Genomic DNA, 24,612 nt, shown 5'->3' with positions numbered 1-24,612 from the left:
CCAGCCGAACGTGCGGCCGGCCGCACACACGACCTCGAACGTGCGGCTGGCTGCACGGCCGGTGCCGACCGCAGCGCGACGCGAATCAGCGCAGCAAGGCGCGCGACATCACCACCCGCTGAATCTGGTTGGTGCCCTCGTAGATCTGAGTGATCTTGGCGTCGCGCATCATCCGCTCGACCGGGAAGTCGGTGGTGTAGCCGGCGCCGCCGAACAGCTGTACGGCCGACTCCGTGACGTCCATGGCGGTGTCGGAGGCGAAGCACTTGGCCGCCGCGGAGATGAATCCGAGATTGGGCTCGCCGCGTTCGGCGCGGGCAGCGGCGGTGTAGACCATCAAGCGGGCGGCTTCCACCTTCATGGCCATGTCGGCCAGCTCGAACTGCACGCCCTGGAACTCCGAGATCGACTTGCCGAACTGCTTGCGCTCACTGGTATAGGCAACGGTGGCGTCCAGCGCACCCTGGGCCAGGCCCACGGCCTGCGCACCCACGGTGGGGCGGGTGTGGTCGAGAGTCTGCAGCGCGGTCTTGAAACCGGTGCCCGGCTCGCCGATGATCCGGTCGCCGGGGACGCGGCAGTTCTCGAAGTACAGCTCGGTGGTCGGCGAGCCCTTGATGCCGAGTTTCTTTTCCTTCGGGCCGATGCTGAATCCCTCGTCGTCTTTGTGCACCATGAACGCCGAGATGCCGTTGGCGCCGCGGTCCGGGTCGGTCACCGCCATCACGGTGTACCAGGTCGACATGCCGCCGTTGGTGATCCAGCACTTGGTGCCGTTGAGAATCCAGTCGTCCCCGTCGGCCTTGGCCCGGGTTCGCATCGATGCCGCATCACTGCCGGCTTCACGCTCGCTCAGCGCATAGGACGCCATCGCCCCGTCCTTGGCGATCGACGGCAACACCTGCTTCTTCAGCTCGTCGGAGCCCTGCAGGATCAGGCCCATTGTGCCGAGCTTGTTCACTGCCGGGATCAACGAGGCGGACGCATCGACGCGCGCCACTTCTTCGATCACGATGCAAGCCGCCACCGAATCCGCGCCCTGACCGCCGTACTCCTCGGGAATGTGAACAGCGTTGAAACCGGACGCATTCAGCGCCGCCAGCGCCTCTTCCGGGAACCGTGAGTTTTCGTCTACTTCCTTGGCATACGGCGCGATGTCCCGTTCCGCCAGCGCACGGATCGCCGCCCGCAGTTCTTCGTGCTCCTCGGGCAGTTTGTACACATCAAAGTCGGGGTCTCCGGCCCATGCAGCCATGTCGGCCTCCTTACTACTCGCCGGTAACTTTATCCTGAAGCTTTTGGAGAGCCGCATCCTTGGCCCGGACGGTCTCCGCCAGCTGGTCCTGGAATGCGGCGATCCGGGCGCGCAGCTGCGGGTCAGCGGCGCCCAGGATCCGCACCGCCAGCAGGCCGGCGTTGCGGGCGCCGCCGATGGAGACGGTGGCGACCGGAACCCCAGCCGGCATCTGCACGATCGACAGCAGCGAGTCCAGGCCGTCCAGCCGGGCCAGCGGTACCGGCACCCCGATCACCGGCAGCGGCGTCGCGGCGGCGACCATCCCGGGCAGGTGGGCAGCACCGCCGGCGCCGGCGATGATCACCTCGATACCGCGGTCGGCCGCGCTGCGGGCGTAGTCGAACATCACCGCGGGGGTGCGGTGCGCCGAGACCACCCGGACTTCGGTGGGAATGCCGAACTCGGCCAGCGCGCCGGCGGCGTCCGCCATCACCGACCAGTCGCTGTCGCTGCCCATGATCACCCCGACGCGCGGCGCTTCAGTCATCCACGTCCCATCCGTTCGTCCACTCCGCGTGTGACAACCAGTGTGCCGCCAGCTGGGCGCGTTCACGCAGCTTGCCGAGATCTGCACCGACAAAGTTGACGTGCCCGACCTTCCGACCGGGACGTTCGGTTTTGCCGTACAAGTGGACCCGGGCGTCGGGCATGCGGGCGAACAGGTGGTGCAACCGCTCGTCGACGGTCATCGCCGGCTGCTGCCGCGCGCCCAACACATTGGCCATCACGGTCACCGGTGCGATGGCAGCCGTGTCGCCCAGCGGATAGTCGAGCACCGCGCGCAGATGCTGTTCGAACTGGCTGGTGCGCGATCCGTCCATGGTCCAGTGACCGGAGTTGTGCGGCCGCATCGCGAGCTCGTTGACCAGCAGTGTGCCGTCGATGGTTTCGAACAGCTCGACGGCGAGAACACCACCCACGCCGAGTTCGTCCGCCAACCTCAAGGCCAGGTGCTGCGCGGCCGCGGCGGAGTCCTCGGGCAGGTCCGGCGCCGGTGCGATCACCTGCACGCAAATGCCATCTCGTTGCACCGTCTCGACGACCGGCCAGGCCGCGCCCTGGCCGAACGGGGAGCGCGCCACCAGCGCCGACAGTTCCCGCCGCAGATTCACCTGCTCCTCGGCCATCACCGGCACCCCGTCAGCCAGGAAGCTGGCCGCGATCTCACGGGCGTGCGAAGGGTCGCGGGCCATCCGCACGCCGCGCCCGTCGTAACCGCCACGGACCGCTTTCACCACCACGGGGCCGGCGATGCGCTGGGCGAAGCTATCGAGTTCGTCGACGCTCTGGATTCCCGCATAGCGCGGCACCGGCGCTCCCAGCGCCTCCAGCCGCTGCCGCATGACGAGCTTGTCCTGGGCGTGCACCAGCGCCTGTGGCGACGGCGCCACGGCGATGCCCTCGGCGACCAGCTTCTCCAGCAGTTCGGTCGGCACCAGCTCATGGTCGAAGGTCAGCACGTCGGCGCCTTCCGCAACCTGGCGCAGCGCCGCGAGGTCGGTGTGCGAGCCGATCACCACATCGGGACTGACCTGAGCGGCGGGCTCATCGGCGTTGAGCGCCAGCACCCGCAAGGTCTGTCCCAACGCGATTGCGGCCTGGTGCGTCATCCGGGCAAGTTGGCCGCCGCCCACCATCGCGACCAACGGCGTTCGTGTACTCGGCACGGCCATCATGTTGTCATGGGCCCTGACCGGCGTGTTAGCGGCTACGCGACCAAATCGTTATGTACGATTTTGCGCCCTTTTTGCGTTACTCCGTAGACTGGCGTGCTGTGTCCTTTGCCGATGCCACGATCGCGCGTCTTCCCCAGTTGCTTCAACCTTTTGCGCTGCGCCATCACGAGCTGATCAAATTCGCCATTGTCGGCGGCACCACTTTCATCATTGACTCGGCGATTTTCTACACGCTGAAACTCACGATTCTCGAGCCCAAGCCGGTCACCGCGAAGGTGATTGCCGGAATCGTCGCCGTCATCGCGTCCTACATCCTGAACCGGGAGTGGAGCTTCCGTGACCGTGGTGGCCGCGAGCGCCATCACGAGGCGCTGTTGTTCTTCGCGTTCAGCGGTGTCGGGGTGCTGCTGAGCATGGCGCCGCTGTGGATCTCGAGCTACGTCCTGCAACTGCGAGTGCCGACGGTGTCGCTGACGGTGGAGAACATCGCCGACTTCATCTCCGCCTACATCATCGGCAACCTGCTGCAGATGGCGTTCCGCTTCTGGGCATTCCGGCGCTGGGTGTTCCCCGACCAGTTCGCCCGCAACCCGGAGAAGGCGCTGGAATCCGCACTCACCGCGGGCGGCATCGCCGAGGTGTTCGAGGACGCCTACGACGGCGGATTGCAGGATGGCAATGTCACGCTGCTCCGCGGCTGGCGCAACCGCAGGGCCAACCGGTTCGCTCAGTTGGGCGAGCCGGACGGGCCGGTGTCGAAAACTTCGTGATACAGCAGCGCGTGCACCTCGCGCAGGCGCGGAATGTCGTGAAACTCCAACGGATCCTGTGAAGCCGACTCGATAATCAGCGTCCCGGTCCGAAACATCCGCTCCAGAATCTTGTCGCGGAACTCCACGCTGTTGATCCGTGCCAGCGGGATGTCGATCCCGCTGCGGGTCAGCACTCCGTGCCGATACATCACGCGCCGGTTGGTGACGACGAAGTTCGTGGTCAGCCAGCGCAGGAACGGCCAGAGCGTCAGCCAGCAGACGAGCACCAGCCAGATCGCCCCGACGACGCCGTAGATCACGTTCTTGGTGAGTTGGGGCCACTGCGTCGAGTTGACGACGGCAACCCCGAACACGGCCAGCCCGGTGCCGAAGATCAGCACCAGAGCCGGCCCGATCAGCCGCTTCCAGTGCGGATGGTGGTGCAGGACGACCTGTTCGCCTTTGGCCAGGACATTCTCGGGATAGCCCACTTGGGAAGGCTAACGCAGGTGGACGACGTCGCCGGCCGAGACGACGGTGCCGGTTTCGGTGCCGCCGCCGGTTCGAATGCACAGCCGGCCTTGGTCGTCGATGTCGCGCGCGGTTCCGACGACCTGCTCGCCGCCGGGAAGCTCCGCCCGCACAGGATTACCGAGGGTGAGACAGCGGGCCCGGTAGTCGACCGCCAACCGAGGATCGGCACCGCGGGCGGCCCGCCAGGCGGCGACGCGCGCCGCCAGCTTGTCCAACAGCGTGACCACCAGGGCGCCCCGGTCGGGTGCCGCCACACCAAGGTCCAGCAGTGAGGTCGCCCCGGGACCGTCGACCTCCTCAGGCGCCTGCGTGACATTGAGCCCCAGCCCGATCACCAGGTACGGCCGCGCCACCTCGGCCAGAATCCCGGCGAGCTTGCCGCCGCCGGCGAGCACGTCGTTTGGCCACTTCAGGCCCACCTCTACCGCTGCCAGCTCGGGGGCGACGTCGTCCAGGGCGTCCAGCACCGCTACGCCGGTGGCCAGCGTCAGCCAGCCCCACGCGGCGACCGGGACGTCCACCACGGCTACGCCCACCGACATGGTGATCTGCGCCCGCGGTGTGGCCGACCAGCCCCTGCCCTGCCGTCCCCGCCCGGCGGTCTGGTGCTCGGCGATCAGCACCGCCCCGTCGATGTCGGCGCCCGAGGCGGCACGCGCCAACAGGTCGGCATTGGTGGAGCCGGTCTGCTCGACGACGTCGAATTGCCGCCAACCGGCACCGATCACCGCGGGACGCAATGCTTCGGCGTCCAGGGGCAACCTCAGGTGATCGCGGTCCATCACCCGCCAGCTTAGAAGAGCGCGTCCAGGCCGAAGACCTGCACGGAGGCCGACTTGCCCTTCAGGAAGTGCGACCCGCGGTCGATGAGTCCGGGCGGTCGGAAGGCCAAGGCGTCGATGCACTGCTGGGTGAGCAGGATCGCGTCGCCGGTGATTTTGGTGAGCTGCTCGACACGAGCCGCGACATTCACGGCGTCACCGATCAGAGTGAACTCGAGCTTGCCGCCGCCGCCGATGGTGCCGGCTATCACCTTCCCGGTGTTGATGCCGATGCCGATACGAAGCGTGCCATCGAATCGCTCGGTGACCAGACGGTGAATGAGCACAGCGGCATCCACAGCGGCGCCCGCATGATCCGCGAGGTCGTTCGGGGCGCCGAAGACTGCCAAAGCACCGTCCCCCAGGAACTTGTTCACGTGCCCACCCGCGTCGACAACCGCAGGCACGACGATTTCGAATAGGGCGTTAAGCCGGGCAACCGTGTCCTCGGCGGTGTTCGCCTCGGCGAACGGGGTGAAGTCGCGGATGTCGATGAACATCACCGTCACCTCGCGTCGTTCACCGGTGAAGACGTCGTCTCCCTGCTCGAGCAGCCGCGCCGCCAGGACTGGGTCGACGTAAGTCCCGAATGCGCCTTGAAGTCGTTGCCGCTCAGCCAAACCCGCCTGCATCCGGTTGAATGAGGCGGCCAAGGCGCCAAGGTCGTCGTCTTGAACCACCGGCAGGCGCTGGCTGTAGTCACCGGCGGCAACGCGTTCAGTTCCTTGTGCGAGGTCGCGAACCGGTCGAAGGGACGGTGAGAACGCAGCGGCGACGGTGACCGGCACCGCGAAAAGCAGCAACGCACACCCGATCACGAGCAAGACCACCGGTGCCTTACCGGCCCGATCGAACACGGCTGCCAGCATCGCGCCAGCGACGGCGTAAGCGAACGCGACCGCGAGCATGGAGGCGTTCGTCCACGCGGCAAAAGTTGGGCGCGAGCGCGGCAGGGAATCACCGATCCCCGTGTCGCCGACGATGGCGACCCGTGCCGGCCGCAGCGCGGCTTCCATCGTGCCGTGCACACCGGGCAGCAGGATGGCAGCTCCGAGGGCGGTGCCCAGCATCCCGTACTGGACCAGCCGCGATACGCCCGCTCCGGCGATGGCAGCGACGAGGACCAAAACCACGGCGCCCAAAACCGCGTTGCCTAGCACCGCTCGGACACCAAATCCCCGAGCCCAGGTGTAGGTGGCCTCCAGTGCGCTTGCCCGATCGACCTCGCGGCCGGCTGCCCACCGCTCCACAAGGCGGATCAGTCGGCGGCCGGGAAGGGCCGTCACACCCCCGCACACCAGCACGGCGACAACGGTGACGACGGCCGCCTCGACATAGTGATCGGACTGCTCCAGTGCGACAACGCAAAACGACGGAATAGCGTAGATCGACAGCAGTATGGGGAACGAGATCGCGCCGATCACCATCGTGTACCTTGCCCCGTACCGATCCCACGCCCACTGCCAGATGCGGTCCATAGCGCGAGACTAAACGCCGAGCACCCAAACGACCTGCGGATCGCTGCAGCTCACCGGGCATTCCGCGGATTTCTCCGCGCCGCGCCGAGGGTAGCCGTAAGGACTGCCGATAACATCGACTCCCATGACAAGCGTTACCGACCACTCGGCACATACCGCCGAGCCCGCCGCAGAGCACAAGATCGACATCCACACCACCGCGGGCAAGTTGGCCGAGCTGCACCGGCGACGCGAGGAGTCGATGCACCCCGTCGGTGAGGCCGCCGTCGAGAAGGTGCACGCCAAGGGGAAGCTGACAGCCCGCGAGCGCATCTATGCCCTGCTGGACGAGGACTCGTTCGTCGAGCTCGACGCGCTGGCCAAGCACCGCAGCACCAACTTCGGGCTGGAGGCCAACCGGCCGCTCGGCGACGGCGTGGTCACCGGCTACGGCACCATCGACGGCCGCGAGGTGTGCATCTTCAGCCAGGACGCCACGGTGTTCGGCGGCAGCCTCGGCGAGGTGTACGGCGAGAAGATCGTCAAGGTCCAGGAATTGGCGATCAAGACCGGCCGTCCGCTCATCGGGATCAACGACGGCGCCGGCGCACGCATCCAGGAAGGCGTGGTCTCGCTGGGCCTGTACAGCCGGATCTTCCGCAACAACATCCTGGCTTCCGGCGTCGTGCCGCAGATCTCGCTGATCATGGGCGCCGCCGCCGGTGGGCACGTGTACTCCCCCGCCCTCACCGACTTCGTCGTCATGGTCGATCAGACCAGCCAGATGTTCATCACCGGACCCGACGTCATCAAGACCGTCACCGGCGAGGACGTCACCATGGAGGAACTCGGCGGGGCCCACACGCACATGGCCAAGTCGGGCACGTTGCACTACGTGGCATCCGGTGAGCAGGATGCCTTCGACTGGGTGCGCGACCTGCTGAGTTACCTGCCGCCCAACAACTTCACCGACCCCCCGCGCTACGCCGAGCCGGTTCCCGAGGGCGCGATCGAGGACAACCTCACCGAGGAAGACATCGAGCTGGACACGCTGATCCCGGACTCGCCCAACCAGCCTTACGACATGCACGAGGTGATCACCCGCATTCTCGACGAGGACGAGTTCCTCGAGATCCAGGCGGGCTACGCCCAGAACATCGTCGTCGGGTTCGGCCGCATCGACGGCCGCCCGGTCGGAATCGTGGCCAACCAGCCCACCCACTTCGCCGGCTGCCTGGACATCAACGCTTCGGAGAAGGCGGCCCGGTTCGTGCGCACCTGCGACTGCTTCAACATCCCGATCGTCATGCTGGTCGACGTTCCGGGCTTCCTGCCGGGCACGGGCCAGGAGTACAACGGCATCATCCGGCGCGGCGCCAAGCTGCTGTTCGCCTACGGCGAGGCCACCGTCCCCAAAATCACCGTCATCACCCGCAAGGCGTACGGCGGCGCGTACTGCGTCATGGGCTCCAAGGACATGGGCTGCGACGTCAACATCGCCTGGCCGACCGCGCAGATCGCGGTGATGGGCGCCTCTGGCGCCGTCGGCTTCGTCTACCGCAAACAGCTGAAGGAGGCGGCCGACGCCGGCCAGGATGTCGATGCGCTGCGGTTACAGCTGCAGCAGGAGTATGAGGACACGCTGGTCAACCCCTACGTCGCGGCCGAACGCGGGTACGTGGACGCGGTGATACCGCCGTCGCACACCCGGGGCTACATCGGCACGACGCTGCGCCTGCTGGAACGCAAGATCTCTCACCTGCCTCCCAAGAAGCACGGGAACATACCGCTGTGAGTCAAGTGAGCGGAACGAACCCTGTAAGTGACGGGAACGAGACGGTGCACGCCCACGAGCCGCACATCCACATCGAAAAGGGCCGGCCCACCGATGCGGAGCTGGCCGCGCTGATCGCCGTCCTGGGCTGCGTCGGCGCCGCCTCCGCTGAGCCAGCCCAGCCCGAGGGCACCCGGTGGGGGCTCCCGGTCGACCGGCTCCGGTTTTCGATGTCCAACTACCAGCGGCTCACCCTGCAGCAAATGACGCACATGAAACAGTGACCCGCCTGGTGCTCGGCTCGGCCTCGCCGGGTCGGCTCAAGGTGCTGCGCCAGGCCGGCGTGGACCCGCTGGTCGCGGTGTCCGGCGTCGACGAGGATCGCCTCACCGCGAATCTGGGCTCGACGGCATCGCCTGACCAGGTCGTGTGCGCGCTCGCCCGCGCGAAGGCCGAACAGGTCGCGGCCAGGCTCGATGGGCCCGTCGGCTCGGATTGCGTTGTCGTCGGCTGTGACTCGATGCTCTATTTCGACGACCGGCTGTGCGGCAAGCCACGATCGCTGTCCGAGGCCCGCGCGCAGTGGCAATCGATGGCCGGCCGCGCCGGCCAACTCCACACCGGCCATTGCGTCATCCGCCTGGTGGACCAACGCGTCGTCCACCAGGAGACTGAAACATCAATCACGACAGTGCATTTCGGTACGCCGTCGGCTACCGACCTGGAAGCGTACCTGGCCAGCGGCGAATCGCTGCGGGTCGCCGGCGGCTTCACTCTCGACGGCTTGGGCGGCTGGTTCGTCGACGGTGTGGACGGCGACCCGTCGAATGTGATCGGCCTGAGCCTGCCGCTGCTTCGGTCACTGCTGCAGCGGGTCGGAGTGTCGGTGTCTGCGCTCTGGGCGGCCAATCCGGAGTGAATACAGGGCTTTCGAAGTGAAGCCAGGGCTTTCGAAGTGAGGCCAGGGCGGCGATTCGGCGATTTTTCCGCCCAGGATGCACAACGAACGCCATAGATGCACACCGAAAGCCGTGGATTCACACTCGACGCCCGAGCTACTCAGTCAGCACTCCCACCTGACGACCCGCGGGTCAGCGGTAGGCTCGAATGCGTGCCGCTACCCCCAGATCCGAGCCCCACATTGTCGGCCTACGCCCACCCCGAACGCCTGGTCACCACCGACTGGCTGTCAGCCAACCTGGGCGCGCCGGGCCTGGTGATCGTCGAATCCGACGAGGACGTGCTGCTCTACGACGTCGGTCATATTCCCGGCGCGGTGAAAGTCGACTGGCACACCGACCTCAACGAACCGCGGGTCCGTGACTACATCAATGGCGAGCAGTTCGCCGACCTGATGAACCGAAAGGGCATTGCCCGCGACGACACCGTGGTCATCTACGGCGACAAGAGCAACTGGTGGGCGGCGTACGCGCTGTGGGTCTTCACGCTCTTCGGGCATCCCGACGTGCGGTTGCTCAACGGCGGCCGCGACCTGTGGCTGGCCGAGCGCCGCGACACCACGCTGGACGTGCCGACCCACACGTCCACGGGTTATCCGGTGGTGCAGCGCAACGATGCACCCATCCGCGCGTTCAAAGACGACGTGCTGGCCGTGATCGGCAGCCAGCCGCTGATCGACGTGCGCTCACCGGAGGAATACACCGGCAAGCGCACCCACATGCCCGACTACCCGGAGGAAGGCGCGCTGCGCGCCGGCCACATCCCCACAGCCAGATCGATCCCATGGGGTAAGGCAGTGGACGAGAGCGGCCGCTTCCGCAGCCGCGAAGAGCTGGAAGAGCTCTACAGCTTCATCACCCCGGACGACAAGACCGTCGTGTATTGCCGCATCGGCGAGCGGTCCAGCCACACCTGGTTCGTGCTCACCCACCTGCTGGGTAAGCCGGGGGTGCGCAACTACGACGGCTCCTGGACCGAGTGGGGGAACACCGTGCGCGTGCCGATCGTCGCCGGCGAGGAACCTGGGCGGGCACCCGGAGCAGCATGACTCTGCCCGCCCCGCTCGCAGAGGTGGTGTCCGACTTCGCCGAAGTCCAGGGCCAGGACAAGCTGCAGCTGCTGTTGGAATTCGCCAACGAACTTCCCGCGCTGCCGTCCGAGCTGGAAGAGGCAGCGATGGAACCGGTGCCCGAGTGCCAATCCCCGCTGTTTCTGCATGTCGACGCCGACGATCCAACCCGGGTGCGACTGTATTTCAGCGCGCCGGCCGAAGCGCCGACCACCCGCGGATTCGCCTCCATCCTGGCCGCGGGCCTCGACGAACAACCTGCCGCCGACATTCTCGCGGTGCCCGAAGATTTCTACACCGACCTGGGTCTGGCCGCGTTGATCAGCCCGCTTCGGCTGCGCGGTATGTCGGCGATGCTCGCCAGGATCAAGCGGCGATTGCGGGAGACCTCGCCGGAATCCTGAATTCCCGGCACCGCCTGGCCGCGCGTCCGGCGCGGCGCTTAGACTTCCCACGAGTTGTAAGAAACTCTCTTAGACATCCAAGGTTTGCAGATATGCCAACAGGAGGCGCAGTGGCTAGTCACGCCAGCTCGAGGATCCCTGGGATCTCGAAGGTTCTGGTCGCAAATCGCGGCGAGATCGCGGTCCGGGTGATCCGGGCGGCGCGGGACGCAGGCCTGCCCAGCGTGGCGGTCTATGCCGAGCCCGACGCCGAGGCCCCGCACGTGAGCCTGGCCGACGAGGCCTATGCCCTGGGCGGACAAACCTCGGCCGAGTCCTACCTGGACTTCGCCAAGATCCTCGACGCGGCGGCCAAGTCCGGCGCGAACGCGATCCATCCCGGCTACGGCTTCCTGTCGGAGAACGCCGACTTCGCCCAGGCGGTCATCGACGCCGGCCTGATCTGGATCGGGCCCAGCCCGCAGTCAATCCGCGACCTCGGCGACAAGGTCACCGCGCGTCACATCGCCGCACGTGCACAGGCCCCACTGGTCCCGGGCACCCCGGACCCGGTCAAGGACGCTGACGAGGTGGTGGCGTTCGCCAAGGAGTACGGCGTGCCGATCGCGATCAAGGCCGCGTTCGGCGGCGGCGGCAAGGGCATGAAGGTGGCCCGCACCCTGGAGGAGATCCCCGAGCTGTACGAATCGGCGGTTCGCGAGGCGGTGTCCGCGTTCGGGCGCGGCGAGTGCTTCGTCGAGCGGTACCTGGACAAGCCCCGCCACGTCGAGGCGCAGGTGATCGCCGACCAGCACGGCAACGTCGTCGTCGCCGGCACCCGGGACTGCTCGCTGCAGCGCCGCTTCCAGAAGCTGGTCGAAGAGGCGCCGGCGCCATTCCTCACCGACGCGCAGCGCAAGGAGATCCACGAGTCGGCGAAGCGGATTTGCAAAGAGGCCCACTACTACGGCGCGGGCACGGTCGAATACCTGGTCGGCCAGGACGGACTGATCTCCTTCCTGGAGGTCAACACCCGCCTCCAGGTCGAGCACCCGGTCACCGAGGAAACCGCCGGCATCGACCTGGTCCTGCAGCAATTCAAGATCGCCAACGGCGAAAAGCTGGACATCACCGAGGACCCCACCCCGCGCGGGCATGCCATCGAATTCCGGATCAACGGCGAGGACGCGGGCCGCAATTTCCTGCCCGCGCCCGGTCCGGTGAGCAAATTCCACCCGCCCTGCGGGCCGGGCGTGCGCTTGGATTCCGGTGTCGAAACCGGCTCGGTGATCGGTGGCCAGTTCGACTCGATGCTGGCCAAGCTGATCGTGTACGGCGCCGACCGCTTCGAGGCACTGGCCCGGGCCCGGCGGGCGCTGGACGAATTCCAGGTCGAAGGCCTCGCCACCGTGATCCCCTTCCACCGCGCCGTGGTGTCCGACCCGGCGTTCATCGGCGACGAGAACGGCTTCTCGGTACACACTCGCTGGATCGAGACCGAGTGGAACAACACCGTCGAGCCGTTCACCGGCGGCGAACCTCTTGATGAGGAGGAGACCCGCCCGCGGCAGAAGGTGGTGGTCGAGGTCGACGGCCGGCGCCTCGAGGTGTCGCTGCCCGGCGATCTGGCGCTGAGCAATGGCTCCGGAGACGCCGGTGTCAGCGGTGTTATCAGAAAGAAGCCCAAGCCGCGCAAGCGCGGCGGCCATGCCGGCGCGGTAGCTTCCGGCGACGCGGTGACCGCCCCCATGCAGGGCACGGTGGTCAAAGTCGCGGTCGAGGAGGGACAAGAGGTCTCCGTCGGCGACCTGGTCGTGGTGCTCGAGGCGATGAAAATGGAGAACCCCGTCACCGCGCACAAGGACGGGACCATCACCGGTCTGGCGGTCGAGGCCGGCGCGGCCATCACCCAGGGCACGGTGCTCGCCGAGATCAAGTAACGATCGGACACGCCTGGCCTGCGTCGTTGTCGGCCGGGCGCACCTTGGGTAGGGTGCGAGAAGGTTGAGTTCACAGCCGCCCGGAATCACGCCATTGGCGCTCGCGAACGCGGAGTAGCCCCGCGAAGCGGGTCGCCGCCACCAGGATCAGTGACGCTCGGGAGGTGTCCCCCTTGCCCGCGAGCGACACCAGATCCGTCGGCGCGATCCATAGCACTAGCCGCTGATCGGAGTCAGCAATGTCTGTGACCCAATCGTGGCAAGAATGCCGCCCCGCGGAATTCACCACTTGCCGCGACAAGTTCGCCACCGTGGTCACCGCCCACGGTGAAATCGACGCTGCGAACGCCAACCAGCTCACCGACTGCGTCCAACGTGCCGTCCGTGGGTCCAAGCGAGTGGTCTTGGACCTGCGCAGCGTGGATTTCATTGGCACTGCGGGCTTTTCGGCGCTGCATCGGATCAACGTGGTGTGCTCGTCAGTCGGCGCGCAGTGGGCACTGATACCCGGCAGGGCGGTCAACCACTTGTTGAGCATCTGCGATCCCGACGCGACGCTGCCGACCGCAACGTCGCTGGCCGAGGCGATGAGCGGCGACGGGGACACCGCCCCCAAATCGGGCCTACTGCAATTGGTCCCGCAGCCGCGCTAGCGATTTCGCCAGCAGCCGCGACACGTGCATCTGCGAAATGCCGATCCGTTCGGCGATCTGCGTTTGCGTCATCGACTCGAAAAACCTGAGTACCAACACCATTCGCTCGCGCTCGGGCAGCGCCTCGAGTAGCGGGCGAAGCGCCTCCTGGTCTTCGATCCGGTCCAGGCTGTTGTCAACGTCGCCCAGCGTGTCGGCAATGGCGCGGGCGTCGTCCTCGTCGCTGCCACCGGCACTGTCGATGGACAAGGTGTTGTAGGAGCTGCCGGCCACCAGGCCTTCGACGACCTCTTCGCGGTCCATCCCGAGTTCGTCGGCCAGTTCCGTCGCGGTCGGCGCCCGGCCGAGCCGTTGGGAAAGATCGGCGGTGGCTGTGCCGAGCCGCAGGTGCAGTTCCTTCAACCGCCGCGGGACCTTCACCGACCAGCTGTTGTCACGGAAGTGACGCCGAACCTCACCCATGATCGTGGGCACCGCGAAGGACACGAAGTCCGAACCGGTCTCGACGTCGAAGCGGACGACTGCATTGACCAATCCGACCCGGGCGACCTGAACCAGATCGTCACGCGGTTCGCCCCGGCCCTCGAATCGCCGGGCGATGTGATCGGCCAACGGCAGGCATCGCTGCACGATCTCGTCGCGCCGGCGCTGGAATTCCGACGGATCTCCAGTCAGTGTCGCCAACTCACGGAACATCTCCGGGACATCGGCGTATTCGTTCGGGCGCGACACAGAACCGCCGGCAGCTCGCGCTGTCACCTGGCTCTCACCTGCTAGTGGCCGCCCGTGGCGCCGTCAGCGTGATGCCGAAAACACTGCCGGACTCATTGGGCTCACGTCCGTCATGGAAGGTCTGGACGTCGTCGGCCAGCGAGGTCAGTACGTGCCAACTGAAGCTGCCGGGTGCGACGACGTCGTGGGTGTCGCACGCCGCGGAAGCCTCCACCACCAGTTCGTCGTCGCGCGGATCCACGACGACGGTGAGCATTGCGTTCGGAGTAGCCGAGCGGATCAACCGGGTGCACACCTCGTCCACCGCTAGTCGCAGGTCCGCGACGGCGTCGAAATCCAGGTCCTCGAAGGTGCCGATCGCACCGACCAGGGTGCGCAGCATCGCCAAGTTCTCCAGGCGGGCGGCAACTTGCAGTTCGACAGCGCGCTCCCCGCGTTGGCGCTTGCCGCGCGATTCCGCATCGCTCATATAGTCTCCCGGCAATATGTGATCGACACTAGTACCGCTTTGAGTCTCGCCTTCGAGCTGGTTAGCCATGATTGCCCCCGGATATTCGACCCGATTGGGGCGAAACTGACAAATCCAGCACGCGGCGGACGCGCCAACGAGCCGGCCGGGCAGGCGCCTGTGCGGCACGCGGGATCATGCTGGTCATATTGATCGTGGTCGCGGTAAGGACGTTCGTCGATGGTGTCAATGATTCTGCGCCCCATGACGGGTTGGCCACGCTATCGCAATACCGCCCGCACTCATCATGGTCTAGACCTGATACCCACTCGACGCAGCCGGTAACCGCGCGAATTCACGTCTGTGCCGCGGCGCGAAACTGCGGGGCCGCTGGCGGTCTTAACTTTGGGCCGTGCGCTGGCGCGGCAGACTGTCCGCATGCTCGGAGTACCACTGCTCCTCGATGCGGCTCACTCGGCGATTCTCCACGACGAACCAGATCGCCCCGGCGATCAATCCGAGGACGGCGATCAGGATCGTCGTGCTGAGCCACTCGTAATGTCGGTAGCTGGCAGCTACCGCCGTGCCGATCATCCCGGACACCGCCACAGCCAGCAGGATCAACCCGGGCCAGAAAAAGTTGTCCTTCATGACGATGCCGGCGTGTGGTTGCGTGGTCCGGGAGTAATCCGTCGGATCGCGATGCGTGTCTCCCATCACGCCTCCCTCCCTCGTCGGACGAGATACTGAAATGCTACCCATTTGGCAGAGCCGGCGAAATGCCGAATTTGGCTTACCGGCGAGAGCCCGGGAAAGTCGCGAAATACTGCAAAGGGCCGTCCGGGGGCGAATTCGCACGGCATCGCGAATGGTCCGCTGGTGCTCGAATTGGTCAGACTGAGTCAGCGTCCTCGCGCGCGAACAGGTCGGGCAGCGAAATTGCTCCGATGGTCGTCACGAGCCAAGCCACCACCGTGGTGGCCACCCAGGATGCGCCGCCACGAATGGTGAGCCCGTGAGTCAATTCCGCGGCAAGACCCAATGCGACGACGGTCAAGGCCAGGCCGGCGCCGCCGAGGAGCAGCGACGCGTAACTGTGGGGCAGCTTCAAGATCACGAACGACAGGACCGCCTGTGCTACCGCGAACACCACCACGGCGACGATGAACCCCGACATCGACAACGAAACTCGGGGAACGACCCACGCTGCCACCAGTAGTCCGATCGCCCAGCATCCCAGAAGCACAACTGTCCGCAGCAAGATTTGCCTCATGGCAATAAGCGTAGGTCTTGCGGAGTGTGGCTGTGAAGAACCGCGTTGAGTGCGCAATATGCCGTCGGCTGTAGACGCAGTTGCCCGAAATTAGGAGCTCAATAATTGTTCGCCGGCGACAGCCGGACTCAAAATGCCATTACCGGCCCGACGATCGGGGGCACGACCATCGACAGCGACAACACCATCAAGGTGAACAAGAACCATCCCGCGCCGTGCCATCCCCACCAGGTGCCTTCTCTGCGCCACACGCGATAAGTCCGTACGAAGGCCCAGATGCCGCCCGCGAACATGATCAACGGTCCGCCGAGACCCAGCAGAGTCCGCTCGGGCGGACCGCACGCCGCGGTGTCCACGCTGACTCCTGGGCAGGTACTAACCCACAATGCGGCCAGAATGACGAAGCCGACGCCGGCGCCCGCAGCAAGAAGTGCAAAGCGGATAGCGGCGTGGACCTCGCTGTCCTCCTGGCCCAAACGATCACCGGGTGACCGCTCACGCGCTCTCTGCATTTTGAACCTCGTATTTCAGCGATCGGCCGCTCTCACGTCTTAAGGTGTTTCGTTCGCGATGCCCGATTCGTTTCAATAGCCGATTTGTCGGGTGAATACCCGTTTACCGCCGATGTAATCGCGGTCCGCCCTATTCGACCGACGTCAATACGCTGCGTACGCCGGCGATCGCCGCATCGATGTCGGCGCGGGAAACGGTCAATGCGGGACGGAAGCGCACGCCGCGTGCGCCGGTGGGGAGCACGATCACCGCGCGCTGCCACAACTTGCGGATCAATTCGTCGCGCTCTGCGGTGCCGGGCAGGTTGAACGCACACATCAGGCCGCGACCCCGCGGGTCGAGGACCAGACCGGGGAAGTCGTGGGCCAATTCGTCGAGCCGGGCGCGCAGGTAGCTGCCCAGTTCGGCGGCTCGCTGGAACAACCCGTCAGCCTCGATCACCTCGAGGATCCGACGCGCACGCACCATGTCGACCAGACTGCCGCCCCACGTCGAATTGAGCCGGGAGGCAACCGCGAAGACGTTGTCGGCGACCTCGTCGACACGCCGGCCGGCCATCACTCCGCACACCTGAGTTTTCTTCCCGAACGCCACGACGTCGGGCTGGACGCCCAATTGCTGGTAGGCCCACGCGGTTCCGGTCAACCCGCAGCCGGTCTGCACCTCGTCGACGATCAACAGCGCGTCGTGCTCGTCGCACAACTCGCGCATCTTCGCGAAGAACTCGGGCCGGAAGTGACGGTCCCCACCTTCGCCCTGGATTGGTTCGGCGATGAAACACGCGATGTCGTGCGGGTGCGCCTCGAACACCGCGCGGGCCTGGCGGAGCGACTCCGCTTCCCGCGCATCCATGGCGCGCCCATCCAGGCCTGGCTGAATAAACGGCGCGTCGATGCGCGGCCAGTCGAACTTGGGGAAGCGGTCGACGGCGACTGGCTTGGTGTTGGTGAGCGACAAGGTGTATCCGCTGCGGCCATGAAACGCCCCGCGCAGGTGCAGCACCCGGGTGCCGAGCACGGGGTCGATGCCGTGCTTCTCGTTATGTCTGCTTTTCCAGTCGAACGCGACCTTCAGCGCGTTCTCCACGGCCAGTGCCCCGCCTTCGACGAAGAACAGATGCGGCAGCGACGGGTCCCCCAGGACGCGGACGAACGTTTCGACGAACCGGGCGATCGCCACCGAGCACACATCGGAATTGCTGGGCTTGTTCAGCGCCGCCTGCAGCATTTCTGTGCGAAATTCGTCATCGCCGACCAGGGCCGGATGGTTCATGCCCAGCGCCGAGGACGCCACGAACGTGAACATGTCCAGATACCGCCGCCCGTCTCGGGCGTCGACCAGATAGGAACCGGCCGACCGCTGCAGATCGAGCACCAGGTCGAAGCCGTCGACCAGGATGCTTCGCGCCAGCACCTCACGGACCTGGTCAGGCTCGATCGCCGAGAGCTTGAGGGCACACGTCATGCCGCTCATGATAGCGGGGTATTTACGGAATCCTTGCTAATGCATCGGAAAGTTTATGGTATGTACTGTCTGTCGCTGTAAAAAGTATTCAAGATGATGGTGCTCCGGGTCTGTACGTTCGCGGTCGCCCGAATCCGTCGCAACAGGTCTTCGAGCACACGCGCCGACTCGACGCGGACCAGCAATATGTAGCTTTCTTCGCCGGCCACCGAGTGACACGACTCGATTTCCCCGATGTGCTCCAGGCGCGCCGGCGCATCATCGGGTTGAGACGGATCGAGAGGAGTAATGGCGACGAACGCTGACAGTAGGTGCCCGACGGCCTCAGGGTTGATCCGCGCCGAATACCCCGAGACCACGCCGCGGGACTCCAGCCGGCGCACCCGCGACTGGACGGCCGACACCGAAAGGCCGGCACTGGTGGCCAGCTCCGAAAGGGTGGCGCGTCCGTTGGCGACCAGCTCACGCATCAGGATCCGGTCGATGTCGTCGAGCGTCTCAGCCATGGCCGGAGATTATCGCAGCGCGCTTCCACCCCGAGGCATTCCATGAGCACGTTGCAAGCCTGGCAGCTGCGGGCCGCCTTCGCCGCGGGACTGTCGTCTATGTACGCGTCCGAAGTACCCGCCTACGGCACCCTGGTGCAGGTCAGCGAAGAGGTCAACCGCGACTACGTGACGCGCCATCCGGACGCCGAGCGGCTCGGCTCGCTGCAGCGGGTCACCGCCGAACGCCACGGCGCCATCCGTGTGGGTAGCCCGGCCGAGCTGACCGCGGTCGCCGACCTGTTCGCCGCGTTCGGGATGGCGCCGGTGGGCTACTACGACCTGCGCTGCGCCGAGTCACCGATACCGGTGGTGTCCACCGCGTTTCGTCCCGTCGACACCGACGAGCTGGCGCGCAATCCGTTCCGGGTGTTCACCTCGATGCTGACGACCGGAGACCGCAGATTCTTCGATGCCGGGCTGCGGCGCCGGGTGGAGTCCTTCCTGTCGCGGCGCGCGCTGTTCCACCCGGCGTTGCTCGCCCGCGCCCGCTCGATCACGTCCGACGGCGGCTGCGACGCCGAGCCGGCGCGCGGTTTCGTCGCGGCCGCGGTGGCGGCCTTCGCACTGTCCCGCGAACCCATCGATAAGGGCTGGTACGACGAGTTGTCGCGGGTGTCTGCGGTGGCCGCCGACATCGCCGGCGTCGGCTCCACCCACATCAACCACTTGACGCCGCGAGTACTCGACATCGACGAGCTGTACGCGCGGATGCACCGGCGCGGCATCACCATGATCGATGCCATTCAGGGACCTCCCCGCACCGAAGGACCGGCGGTGCTGTTGCGCCAAACGTCGTTTCGCGCCCTGGAGGAACCATGCCTATTTCGCGACGGGGCGGGTGTCGTCCGCCCGGGCAGCCTGCGGGTGCGCTTCGGGGAAGTCGAGTCGCGCGGTGTGGCACTGACGCGCGACGGCCGCGCCCGTTACGACGCCGCGATGGCTCACCCGGATCCGGCCCGCATGTGGGACGACCACTTCCCAGCCACCGATGCGGAGATGGCCGCCCAAGGGCTGGCCTACTACCGCGGCGGCGACCCGTCGGCGCCGGTCGTCTACGAAGACTTCCTGCCGGCATCGGCGGCGGGCATCTTTCGTTCCAACCTGGACCACGACGGCACAGCCCACGATGTCGCGGACGGTGCGGGCTACGACTGGCAGTGGCTGGCCGGCGCCATCGGCCGCGACATTCACGATCCCTACACGCTCTACGAGGAGGCCTCGGCATGAACCAGCACCGCGCGTTGTCGGCCCGGGCGCTCGACGCGTTCGCCGCGATCGGCGTCACCGCCGAATTGGGCGACCCGGGCGACCCAAGCGGCCTGCCCGCCGGCACCCCGATCACCGGTGAGGTGCTATTCACCGTTACGCAGACCACGCCCGAGCAGGCCGATCAAGTCATCGCCGATGCGGCCGAGGCGTTTTCGGCGTGGCGGGCGACGCCGGCACCGGTGCGCGGCCGGTTGGTGGCCCGGCTCGGCGAGTTGCTGACCGCACACCGCGACGACCTCGCAGCGCTGGTGACGATCGAGGTCGGCAAGATCACCTCCGAGGCGCTGGGCGAGGTCCAGGAGATGATCGACGTCTGCGACTTCGCGGTGGGGCTTTCCCGCCAGCTGTACGGCCGAACCATCGCCTCGGAGCGCCCCGGGCACCGGCTCCTGGAAACCTGGCATCCGCTGGGTGTGGCGGGCGTGATCACCGCCTTCAACTTCCCCGTCGCGGTCTGGGCGTGGAACGCGGCGGTGGCATTGGTGTGCGGAGACCCGGTGGTGTGGAAACCCTCGGAGCTGACGCCGCTGACCGCGCTGGCCTGCCAGGCCCTGGTCACGCGGGCCGCCGTCGACGTGGGTGCGCCGTCGGGACTGAGCGGGCTGGTGCTTGGCGGCCGCGAGCTCGGTGAGCGGCTGGTCGACGACTCGCGGATCGCGCTGCTGTCCGCGACGGGTTCGGTGCGGATGGGCGCGCAGGTCGGTCCGCGCGTCGCGGGTCGCTTCGGCCGGGCGCTGCTGGAGCTCGGCGGCAACAACGCGGCGATCGTGACGCCGTCGGCCGATCTGGACCTGGCGGTGCGCGGCATCGTGTTCGCCGCGGCCGGCACCACCGGGCAGCGCTGCACCAGCCTGCGCCGGCTGATCGTGCACCGTTCGGTGGCCGATGTGGTGGTGCAGCGGGTCGCGGCCGCCTTCGCGCGGCTGGCCATCGGCGACCCCTCGGCTCCGGACACACTCGTCGGACCACTCATTCACGAGACCGCCTACCGCGACATGGTGGGGGCACTGGAGCAGGCACGCGCCGACGGCGCTGAGGTGATCGGCGGGGAGCGCCGGCGGTTCGACGTGCCGGGCGCGTATTACGTCACGCCCGCCGTCGTCCGGATGCCGGCCCAGACCGCTATCGTGGCGACCGAAACCTTCGCCCCGATCCTCTACGTGCTGACTTATGACGACCTCGACCACGCGATCGCGCTCAACAACGCGGTGCCACAGGGCCTGTCGTCCGCGATTTTCACCACCGACCTGCGCGAGGCCGAGCGTTTCCTGGACGGCTCGGACTGCGGCATCGCCAACGTCAACATCGGCACGTCGGGCGCCGAGATCGGTGGCGCGTTCGGCGGCGAGAAGCAGACCGGTGGTGGTCGGGAGTCCGGTTCGGATGCGTGGAAGGCCTACATGCGGCGCGCTACCAACACCGTCAACTACTCGAGCGAACTGCCGCTGGCGCAGGGCGTGCGGTTCGGCTGAACGTCAAACCTGGCAGAGCGCATAGTTGACATGAGTATTATCTAGACACATGGCAGCAGCTCGCAGGCGGTTATCCCCGGAAGACCGCCGAGCCGAGTTGCTCGCGCTGGGGGCCGAGGTCTTCGGCAAGCGGCCCTACGACGAGGTCCGCATCGACGAAATCGCAGAGCGCGCCGGCGTGTCCCGTGCCCTGATGTATCACTACTTCCCGGACAAGCGCGCGTTCTTCGCCGCTGTCGTCAAGGACGAGGCGGACCGGCTGCACGAGGCCACGCTGAACCTGCCACCCACCGGCCTGACCATGTTCGAGGAAATCCGGATCGGTGTCTTGGGGTACATGGCGTACCACGAGCAGCATCCGGAGGCCGCGTGGGCGGCGTACGTGGGCCTGGGCCGGTCCGATCCGATCCTGTTGGGCATCGACGACGAAGCCAAGAACCGCCAGCTCGAGCACATCATGCAGCGCATCGGGGTCGTGGTCGGCGGCATTCCGGGCGCGAAGCTGGGGCCGGACGTCGAGCGGGACCTGCGGGTGATCCTCAACGGGTGGCTATCGTTCGCCTTCGAGATCTGCAGACAGCGAATCATCGACCCCACGTCCAACGCCGAGCGCCTGGCCGACGCCTGCGCACACGCCCTGCTGGATGCGATCGCCCGGGTGCCCGACATCCCGCCCGAACTCGCCCACGCGATGGCGACCGCGCGGCAGGTCCCGCAGGAGTAATTCGGGTCGCCGGCTCTTCTGCTTCGGCCACGGTGGTTATTTGTCGGTGCCCGTTGGCACGATGGCTGGGTGACCCCGTTAGGCCGATTCAGCGCGATCACCCGCGACTGGTTCACCAGCACCTTCGCCGCGCCCACCGCCGCGCAGGCCGGCGCTTGGGAAGCCATCGCGGACGGCAAGAACACACTGGTCATCGCGCCGACCGGGTCCGGCAAGACATTGGCGGCCTTCCTGTGGGCTTTGGATAACCTCGCCAGCGCGGCTGCTGCATCCGACCGCCGGCCGGGGACCCGCGTGCTTTACGTGTCTCCGCTCAAGGCGCTGGCGGTCGACGTCGAGCGCAACCTGCGCACGCCGCTGGCGGGGCTCACCCGCCTCGCCGAGCAGCGCGGTCTTCGGCCACCTGAGATCAGCGTCGGGGTCCGCTCGGGCGACACACCGCCCGCACGCCGCCGCGAACTGATCACTCGCCCACCCGACGTGCTGATCACCACGCCGGAATCACTTTTTTTGATGCTGACGTCGGCGGCACGCGAAACCCTGGCCGGTGTGCAGACGGTCATCGTCGACGAGATCCATGCGATCGCCGCCGGCAAGCGCGGCGCACACCTGGCGCTGTCGCTGGAGCGGCTCGACGAGCTGGCCGAGGGCCGGCCGGCGCAGCGGATCGGCTTGTCGGCGACCGTGCGCCCGCCCGAGGAGCTCGCGCGGTTCTTGTCCGGCGTAGGCCCGGGGTCCCAGACGACAGTGGTCGCTCCCCCGTCGGCCAAGACCGTGGAGCTGTCCGTGCAGGTGCCGGTGCCCGACATGGCCAATTTGACCAACAACACCATCTGGCCCGATGTGGAGGCGCGGCTGGTGGACCTGATCGAGTCGCACAACTCGACGATCGTGTTCGCCAATTCGCGACGGCTGGCCGAGCGACTGACCGCGCGGCTCAACGAAATCCACGCCGAACGCTCCGGGATCGCACTGCCCGACGCTGGTAACTCGCAGGTCGCCGGCGGCGCGCCGGCGTATGTGATGGCCAGCGGCCAGACGTTCGGTGCGCCGCCGGTGCTGGCCCGGGCCCACCACGGATCGGTCAGCAAGGAACAGCGCGCCATCGTCGAAGAGGACCTCAAACGCGGGCAACTCAAGGCCGTGGTGGCGACGTCGAGCCTGGAGCTGGGCATCGACATGGGCGCGGTGGACCTGGTGATCCAGGTCGAGGCCCCGCCGTCGGTGGCCAGCGGTCTGCAGCGCATCGGCCGGGCCGGGCACCAGGTCGGCGAGATCTCGCGTGGCGTGCTGTTCCCCAAGCACCGCACCGACCTCATCGGCTGCGCAGTCAGTGTGCAGCGGATGCTCACCGGCCAGATCGAAACCATGCGAGTGCCGGCCAACCCGCTGGACATCCTCGCGCAGCACACCGTGGCGGCGGCCGCGCTGGAGCCCCTCGACGCCGACCGCTGGTTCGACACGGTACGTCGCAGCGCCCCCTTCGCGACGCTGCCGCGCAGCGTGTTCGAGGCCACCCTGGACCTGCTGTCCGGCAAATACCCGTCCACCGAGTTCGCCGAGCTGCGACCACGGCTGGTTTACGACCGCGATACCGGCACCCTGACCGCGCGGCCCGGCGCGCAGCGGCTGGCCGTCACCTCCGGCGGTGCCATCCCCGACCGCGGACTGTTCACCGTCTATCTAGCTTCTTCAGTTGAAGACTCCGAAAAACCCTCTCGGGTGGGCGAACTGGACGAGGAAATGGTCTACGAGTCGCGGCCCGGCGACGTCATCTCGCTGGGCGCGACCAGCTGGCGGATCACCGAGATCACCCACGACCGGGTGCTGGTGATGCCGGCGCCCGGCCAGGCGGCCCGGCTGCCGTTCTGGCGCGGCGACGACGTCGGCCGGCCCGCCGAACTCGGCGCCGCGCTCGGCGCGTTCACCGGCGAGCTGGCCGACCTGGACCGCGAGGCGTTCGGGAAACGCTGTGCAGGACTGGGTTTCGACGACTACGCGACGGACAACCTCTGGGTGCTGCTGGACGATCAGCGGACCGCCACCGGGGCAATCCCCACCGACACCACACTGCTGGTCGAACGGTTCCGCGACGAGCTGGGTGACTGGCGGGTGATCCTGCACTCGCCCTACGGGCTGCGGGTGCACGGACCGCTGGCCCTGGCAGTGAGCCGCCGGCTGCGCGAACGATACGACATCGACGAGAAGCCCACCGCCTCCGACGACGGCATCGTGGTGCGGCTGCCGGACATCGGTCTGTCTCCCGGGGAAGACCGCCCGCCGGGGGCCGAATTATTCGTCTTCGACGCCGACGAGATCGACCCGATCGTCACCGCCGAAGTGGGCGGTTCGGCGCTGTTCGCGTCGCGCTTCCGGGAATGCGCGGCACGCGCACTGCTGCTGCCCCGCCGGCACCCGGGACGCCGCTCGCCGCTGTGGCATCAGCGCCAACGCGCCGCCCAGTTGCTGGAAGTGGCCCGCAAATACCCCGACTTCCCGGTCGTGCTGGAGACCGTCCGCGAATGCCTGCAAGACGTTTACGACGTCCCGACGCTGGTCGAGCTGATGGCCCGCATCGCCCAGCGCCGGGTGCGGGTGGTCGAGGTCGAGACGGCCAAGCCGTCGCCTTTTGCTGCCTCACTGCTGTTCGGGTACGTCGGTGCGTTCATGTACGAGGGCGACGTCCCGCTGGCCGAGCGGCGCGCCGCGGCCCTCGCGCTGGACAGCACGCTGCTAGCCGAGCTGCTCGGCCGCGTCGAACTGCGCGAGCTGCTGGACCCCGAGGTGGTCGCCGCGACCGGCCGCCAACTGCAGCACCTGTCGGCCGACCGGGCCGCCCGCGACGCCGAAGGC

The 24,612-nt window shown here is 67.1% G+C and carries 25 protein-coding genes; 12 read left to right on the top strand and 13 right to left on the bottom strand.

Going from position 1 to position 24,612, the window contains the following annotated elements; translation table 11 throughout:
- Positions 1 to 85: 85 nt before the first annotated feature.
- The 3 genes from A9W99_RS05640 to A9W99_RS05630 are packed head-to-tail and all read right to left on the bottom strand — an operon-like array spanning position 86 to position 2,973.
- Positions 86 to 1,255, bottom strand: coding sequence for an acyl-CoA dehydrogenase (locus tag A9W99_RS05640; RefSeq protein WP_067374672.1), 1,170 nt, complete (start codon positions 1,253 to 1,255; stop codon positions 86 to 88).
- Positions 1,256 to 1,268: 13 nt separating this feature from the next.
- The gene (purE, locus tag A9W99_RS05635; RefSeq protein ID WP_067374670.1) at positions 1,269 to 1,784 is read right to left on the bottom strand and encodes a 5-(carboxyamino)imidazole ribonucleotide mutase; all 516 of its coding nucleotides are present in this window, start codon (positions 1,782 to 1,784) and stop codon (positions 1,269 to 1,271) included.
- Positions 1,777 to 2,973, bottom strand: coding sequence for a 5-(carboxyamino)imidazole ribonucleotide synthase (locus A9W99_RS05630; RefSeq protein WP_082929839.1), 1,197 nt, complete (start codon positions 2,971 to 2,973; stop codon positions 1,777 to 1,779). Before A9W99_RS05630 ends, purE begins: the two co-directional genes overlap by 8 nt.
- Positions 2,974 to 3,071: 98 nt before the next feature.
- On the opposite strand from A9W99_RS05630, the gene A9W99_RS05625 reads away from it, so the two are divergent.
- Positions 3,072 to 3,743, top strand: coding sequence for a GtrA family protein (locus A9W99_RS05625; RefSeq protein ID WP_067374764.1), 672 nt, complete (start codon positions 3,072 to 3,074; stop codon positions 3,741 to 3,743).
- On the opposite strand, the gene A9W99_RS05620 is transcribed toward A9W99_RS05625, so the two are convergent.
- From A9W99_RS05620 to A9W99_RS05610, 3 genes are read right to left on the bottom strand one after another with little or no spacing between them, the layout of a single operon-like run.
- The gene (locus A9W99_RS05620; RefSeq protein ID WP_067374666.1) at positions 3,701 to 4,216 is read right to left on the bottom strand and encodes a PH domain-containing protein; all 516 of its coding nucleotides are present in this window, start codon (positions 4,214 to 4,216) and stop codon (positions 3,701 to 3,703) included. The two genes, A9W99_RS05625 and A9W99_RS05620, sit on opposite strands and share 43 nt — an antisense overlap.
- Before the next feature lie 9 nt (positions 4,217 to 4,225).
- Complete coding sequence (locus A9W99_RS05615) at positions 4,226 to 5,044, bottom strand: biotin--[acetyl-CoA-carboxylase] ligase (protein ID WP_067374665.1); 819 nt, start codon at positions 5,042 to 5,044, stop codon at positions 4,226 to 4,228.
- An 8-nt stretch (positions 5,045 to 5,052) separates the two neighbouring features.
- Positions 5,053 to 6,558 carry an adenylate/guanylate cyclase domain-containing protein gene (locus tag A9W99_RS05610; RefSeq protein ID WP_067374663.1) on the bottom strand — a complete coding sequence of 502 codons (1,506 nt, stop codon included), beginning with the start codon at positions 6,556 to 6,558 and terminating at the stop codon, positions 5,053 to 5,055.
- A 124-nt stretch (positions 6,559 to 6,682) separates the two neighbouring features.
- On the opposite strand from A9W99_RS05610, the gene A9W99_RS05605 reads away from it, so the two are divergent.
- From A9W99_RS05605 to A9W99_RS05575, 7 genes are all read left to right on the top strand, one after another.
- Complete coding sequence (locus A9W99_RS05605) at positions 6,683 to 8,332, top strand: acyl-CoA carboxylase subunit beta (RefSeq protein ID WP_067374660.1); 1,650 nt, start codon at positions 6,683 to 6,685, stop codon at positions 8,330 to 8,332.
- Positions 8,329 to 8,595, top strand: coding sequence for an acyl-CoA carboxylase subunit epsilon (locus A9W99_RS05600; protein WP_082929837.1), 267 nt, complete (start codon positions 8,329 to 8,331; stop codon positions 8,593 to 8,595). Before A9W99_RS05605 ends, A9W99_RS05600 begins: the two co-directional genes overlap by 4 nt.
- Entirely contained in the window at positions 8,592 to 9,230 is a 639-nt protein-coding gene (locus A9W99_RS05595) for a nucleoside triphosphate pyrophosphatase (RefSeq protein WP_067374658.1), read from the top strand. The genes A9W99_RS05600 and A9W99_RS05595 overlap by 4 nt, the downstream gene beginning before the upstream one ends.
- A gap of 192 nt (positions 9,231 to 9,422) precedes the next feature.
- Positions 9,423 to 10,319 carry a sulfurtransferase gene (locus A9W99_RS05590; RefSeq protein ID WP_067374656.1) on the top strand — a complete coding sequence of 299 codons (897 nt, stop codon included), beginning with the start codon at positions 9,423 to 9,425 and terminating at the stop codon, positions 10,317 to 10,319.
- The gene (locus A9W99_RS05585; protein WP_067374653.1) at positions 10,316 to 10,744 is read left to right on the top strand and encodes a SufE family protein; all 429 of its coding nucleotides are present in this window, start codon (positions 10,316 to 10,318) and stop codon (positions 10,742 to 10,744) included. The genes A9W99_RS05590 and A9W99_RS05585 overlap by 4 nt, the downstream gene beginning before the upstream one ends.
- 110 nt (positions 10,745 to 10,854) lie before the next feature.
- Positions 10,855 to 12,663, top strand: coding sequence for an acetyl/propionyl/methylcrotonyl-CoA carboxylase subunit alpha (locus tag A9W99_RS05580; RefSeq protein ID WP_067374652.1), 1,809 nt, complete (start codon positions 10,855 to 10,857; stop codon positions 12,661 to 12,663).
- A gap of 239 nt (positions 12,664 to 12,902) precedes the next feature.
- Complete coding sequence (locus A9W99_RS05575) at positions 12,903 to 13,316, top strand: STAS domain-containing protein (protein ID WP_067374650.1); 414 nt, start codon at positions 12,903 to 12,905, stop codon at positions 13,314 to 13,316.
- On the opposite strand, the gene A9W99_RS05570 is transcribed toward A9W99_RS05575, so the two are convergent.
- From A9W99_RS05570 to A9W99_RS05540, 7 genes are all read right to left on the bottom strand, one after another.
- Positions 13,287 to 14,075 (bottom strand): RNA polymerase sigma factor SigF, encoded by a 789-nt coding sequence (locus tag A9W99_RS05570; RefSeq protein WP_067374648.1) that lies wholly within the window; start codon positions 14,073 to 14,075, stop codon positions 13,287 to 13,289. The two genes, A9W99_RS05575 and A9W99_RS05570, sit on opposite strands and share 30 nt — an antisense overlap.
- A 7-nt stretch (positions 14,076 to 14,082) precedes the next feature.
- Positions 14,083 to 14,517 (bottom strand): anti-sigma factor, encoded by a 435-nt coding sequence (locus tag A9W99_RS05565; RefSeq protein WP_067374646.1) that lies wholly within the window; start codon positions 14,515 to 14,517, stop codon positions 14,083 to 14,085.
- 378 nt (positions 14,518 to 14,895) lie between these two features.
- On the bottom strand, positions 14,896 to 15,213 hold the full coding sequence (gene usfY / locus A9W99_RS05560) for a protein UsfY (protein WP_067374644.1): 318 nt from the start codon (positions 15,211 to 15,213) through the stop codon (positions 14,896 to 14,898).
- A 175-nt stretch (positions 15,214 to 15,388) separates the two neighbouring features.
- Positions 15,389 to 15,769, bottom strand: coding sequence for a phage holin family protein (locus tag A9W99_RS05555; protein ID WP_067374642.1), 381 nt, complete (start codon positions 15,767 to 15,769; stop codon positions 15,389 to 15,391).
- Between the two features lie 128 nt (positions 15,770 to 15,897).
- A complete protein-coding gene (locus A9W99_RS05550; RefSeq protein WP_067374640.1) occupies positions 15,898 to 16,281 on the bottom strand; it encodes a hypothetical protein in 384 nt (127 codons plus the stop codon).
- A 130-nt stretch (positions 16,282 to 16,411) separates the two neighbouring features.
- Positions 16,412 to 17,746: an L-lysine 6-transaminase gene (gene lat, locus A9W99_RS05545; RefSeq protein ID WP_067374760.1), complete on the bottom strand. Its 1,335-nt coding sequence runs from the start codon at positions 17,744 to 17,746 to the stop codon at positions 16,412 to 16,414.
- Positions 17,747 to 17,799: 53 nt separating this feature from the next.
- Complete coding sequence (locus tag A9W99_RS05540) at positions 17,800 to 18,252, bottom strand: Lrp/AsnC family transcriptional regulator (RefSeq protein ID WP_067374639.1); 453 nt, start codon at positions 18,250 to 18,252, stop codon at positions 17,800 to 17,802.
- 42 nt (positions 18,253 to 18,294) lie between these two features.
- Here A9W99_RS05540 and A9W99_RS05535 point away from each other — a divergent pair, with 42 nt between their 5' ends.
- The 4 genes from A9W99_RS05535 to A9W99_RS05520 form a co-directional block, all read left to right on the top strand.
- The gene (locus A9W99_RS05535) at positions 18,295 to 19,521 is read left to right on the top strand and encodes a VOC family protein (protein WP_067374638.1); all 1,227 of its coding nucleotides are present in this window, start codon (positions 18,295 to 18,297) and stop codon (positions 19,519 to 19,521) included.
- Positions 19,518 to 21,035, top strand: coding sequence for an aldehyde dehydrogenase family protein (locus A9W99_RS05530; protein ID WP_067374637.1), 1,518 nt, complete (start codon positions 19,518 to 19,520; stop codon positions 21,033 to 21,035). The genes A9W99_RS05535 and A9W99_RS05530 overlap by 4 nt, the downstream gene beginning before the upstream one ends.
- A 49-nt stretch (positions 21,036 to 21,084) precedes the next feature.
- Positions 21,085 to 21,759 carry a TetR/AcrR family transcriptional regulator gene (locus A9W99_RS05525; protein WP_067374635.1) on the top strand — a complete coding sequence of 225 codons (675 nt, stop codon included), beginning with the start codon at positions 21,085 to 21,087 and terminating at the stop codon, positions 21,757 to 21,759.
- 69 nt (positions 21,760 to 21,828) lie between these two features.
- Positions 21,829 to 24,612, top strand: a 2,784-nt coding sequence (locus A9W99_RS05520) for a DEAD/DEAH box helicase (RefSeq protein WP_156622951.1), incomplete at its 3' end; no start/stop codon positions are given.

Source organism: Mycobacterium sp. 1164966.3 (assembly GCF_001665395.1).
In the GTDB taxonomy this organism is placed as follows: domain Bacteria; phylum Actinomycetota; class Actinomycetes; order Mycobacteriales; family Mycobacteriaceae; genus Mycobacterium.
Note: the sequence above shows the minus strand (reverse complement) of the source record. Positions and strands in the feature narration are given on the sequence as shown.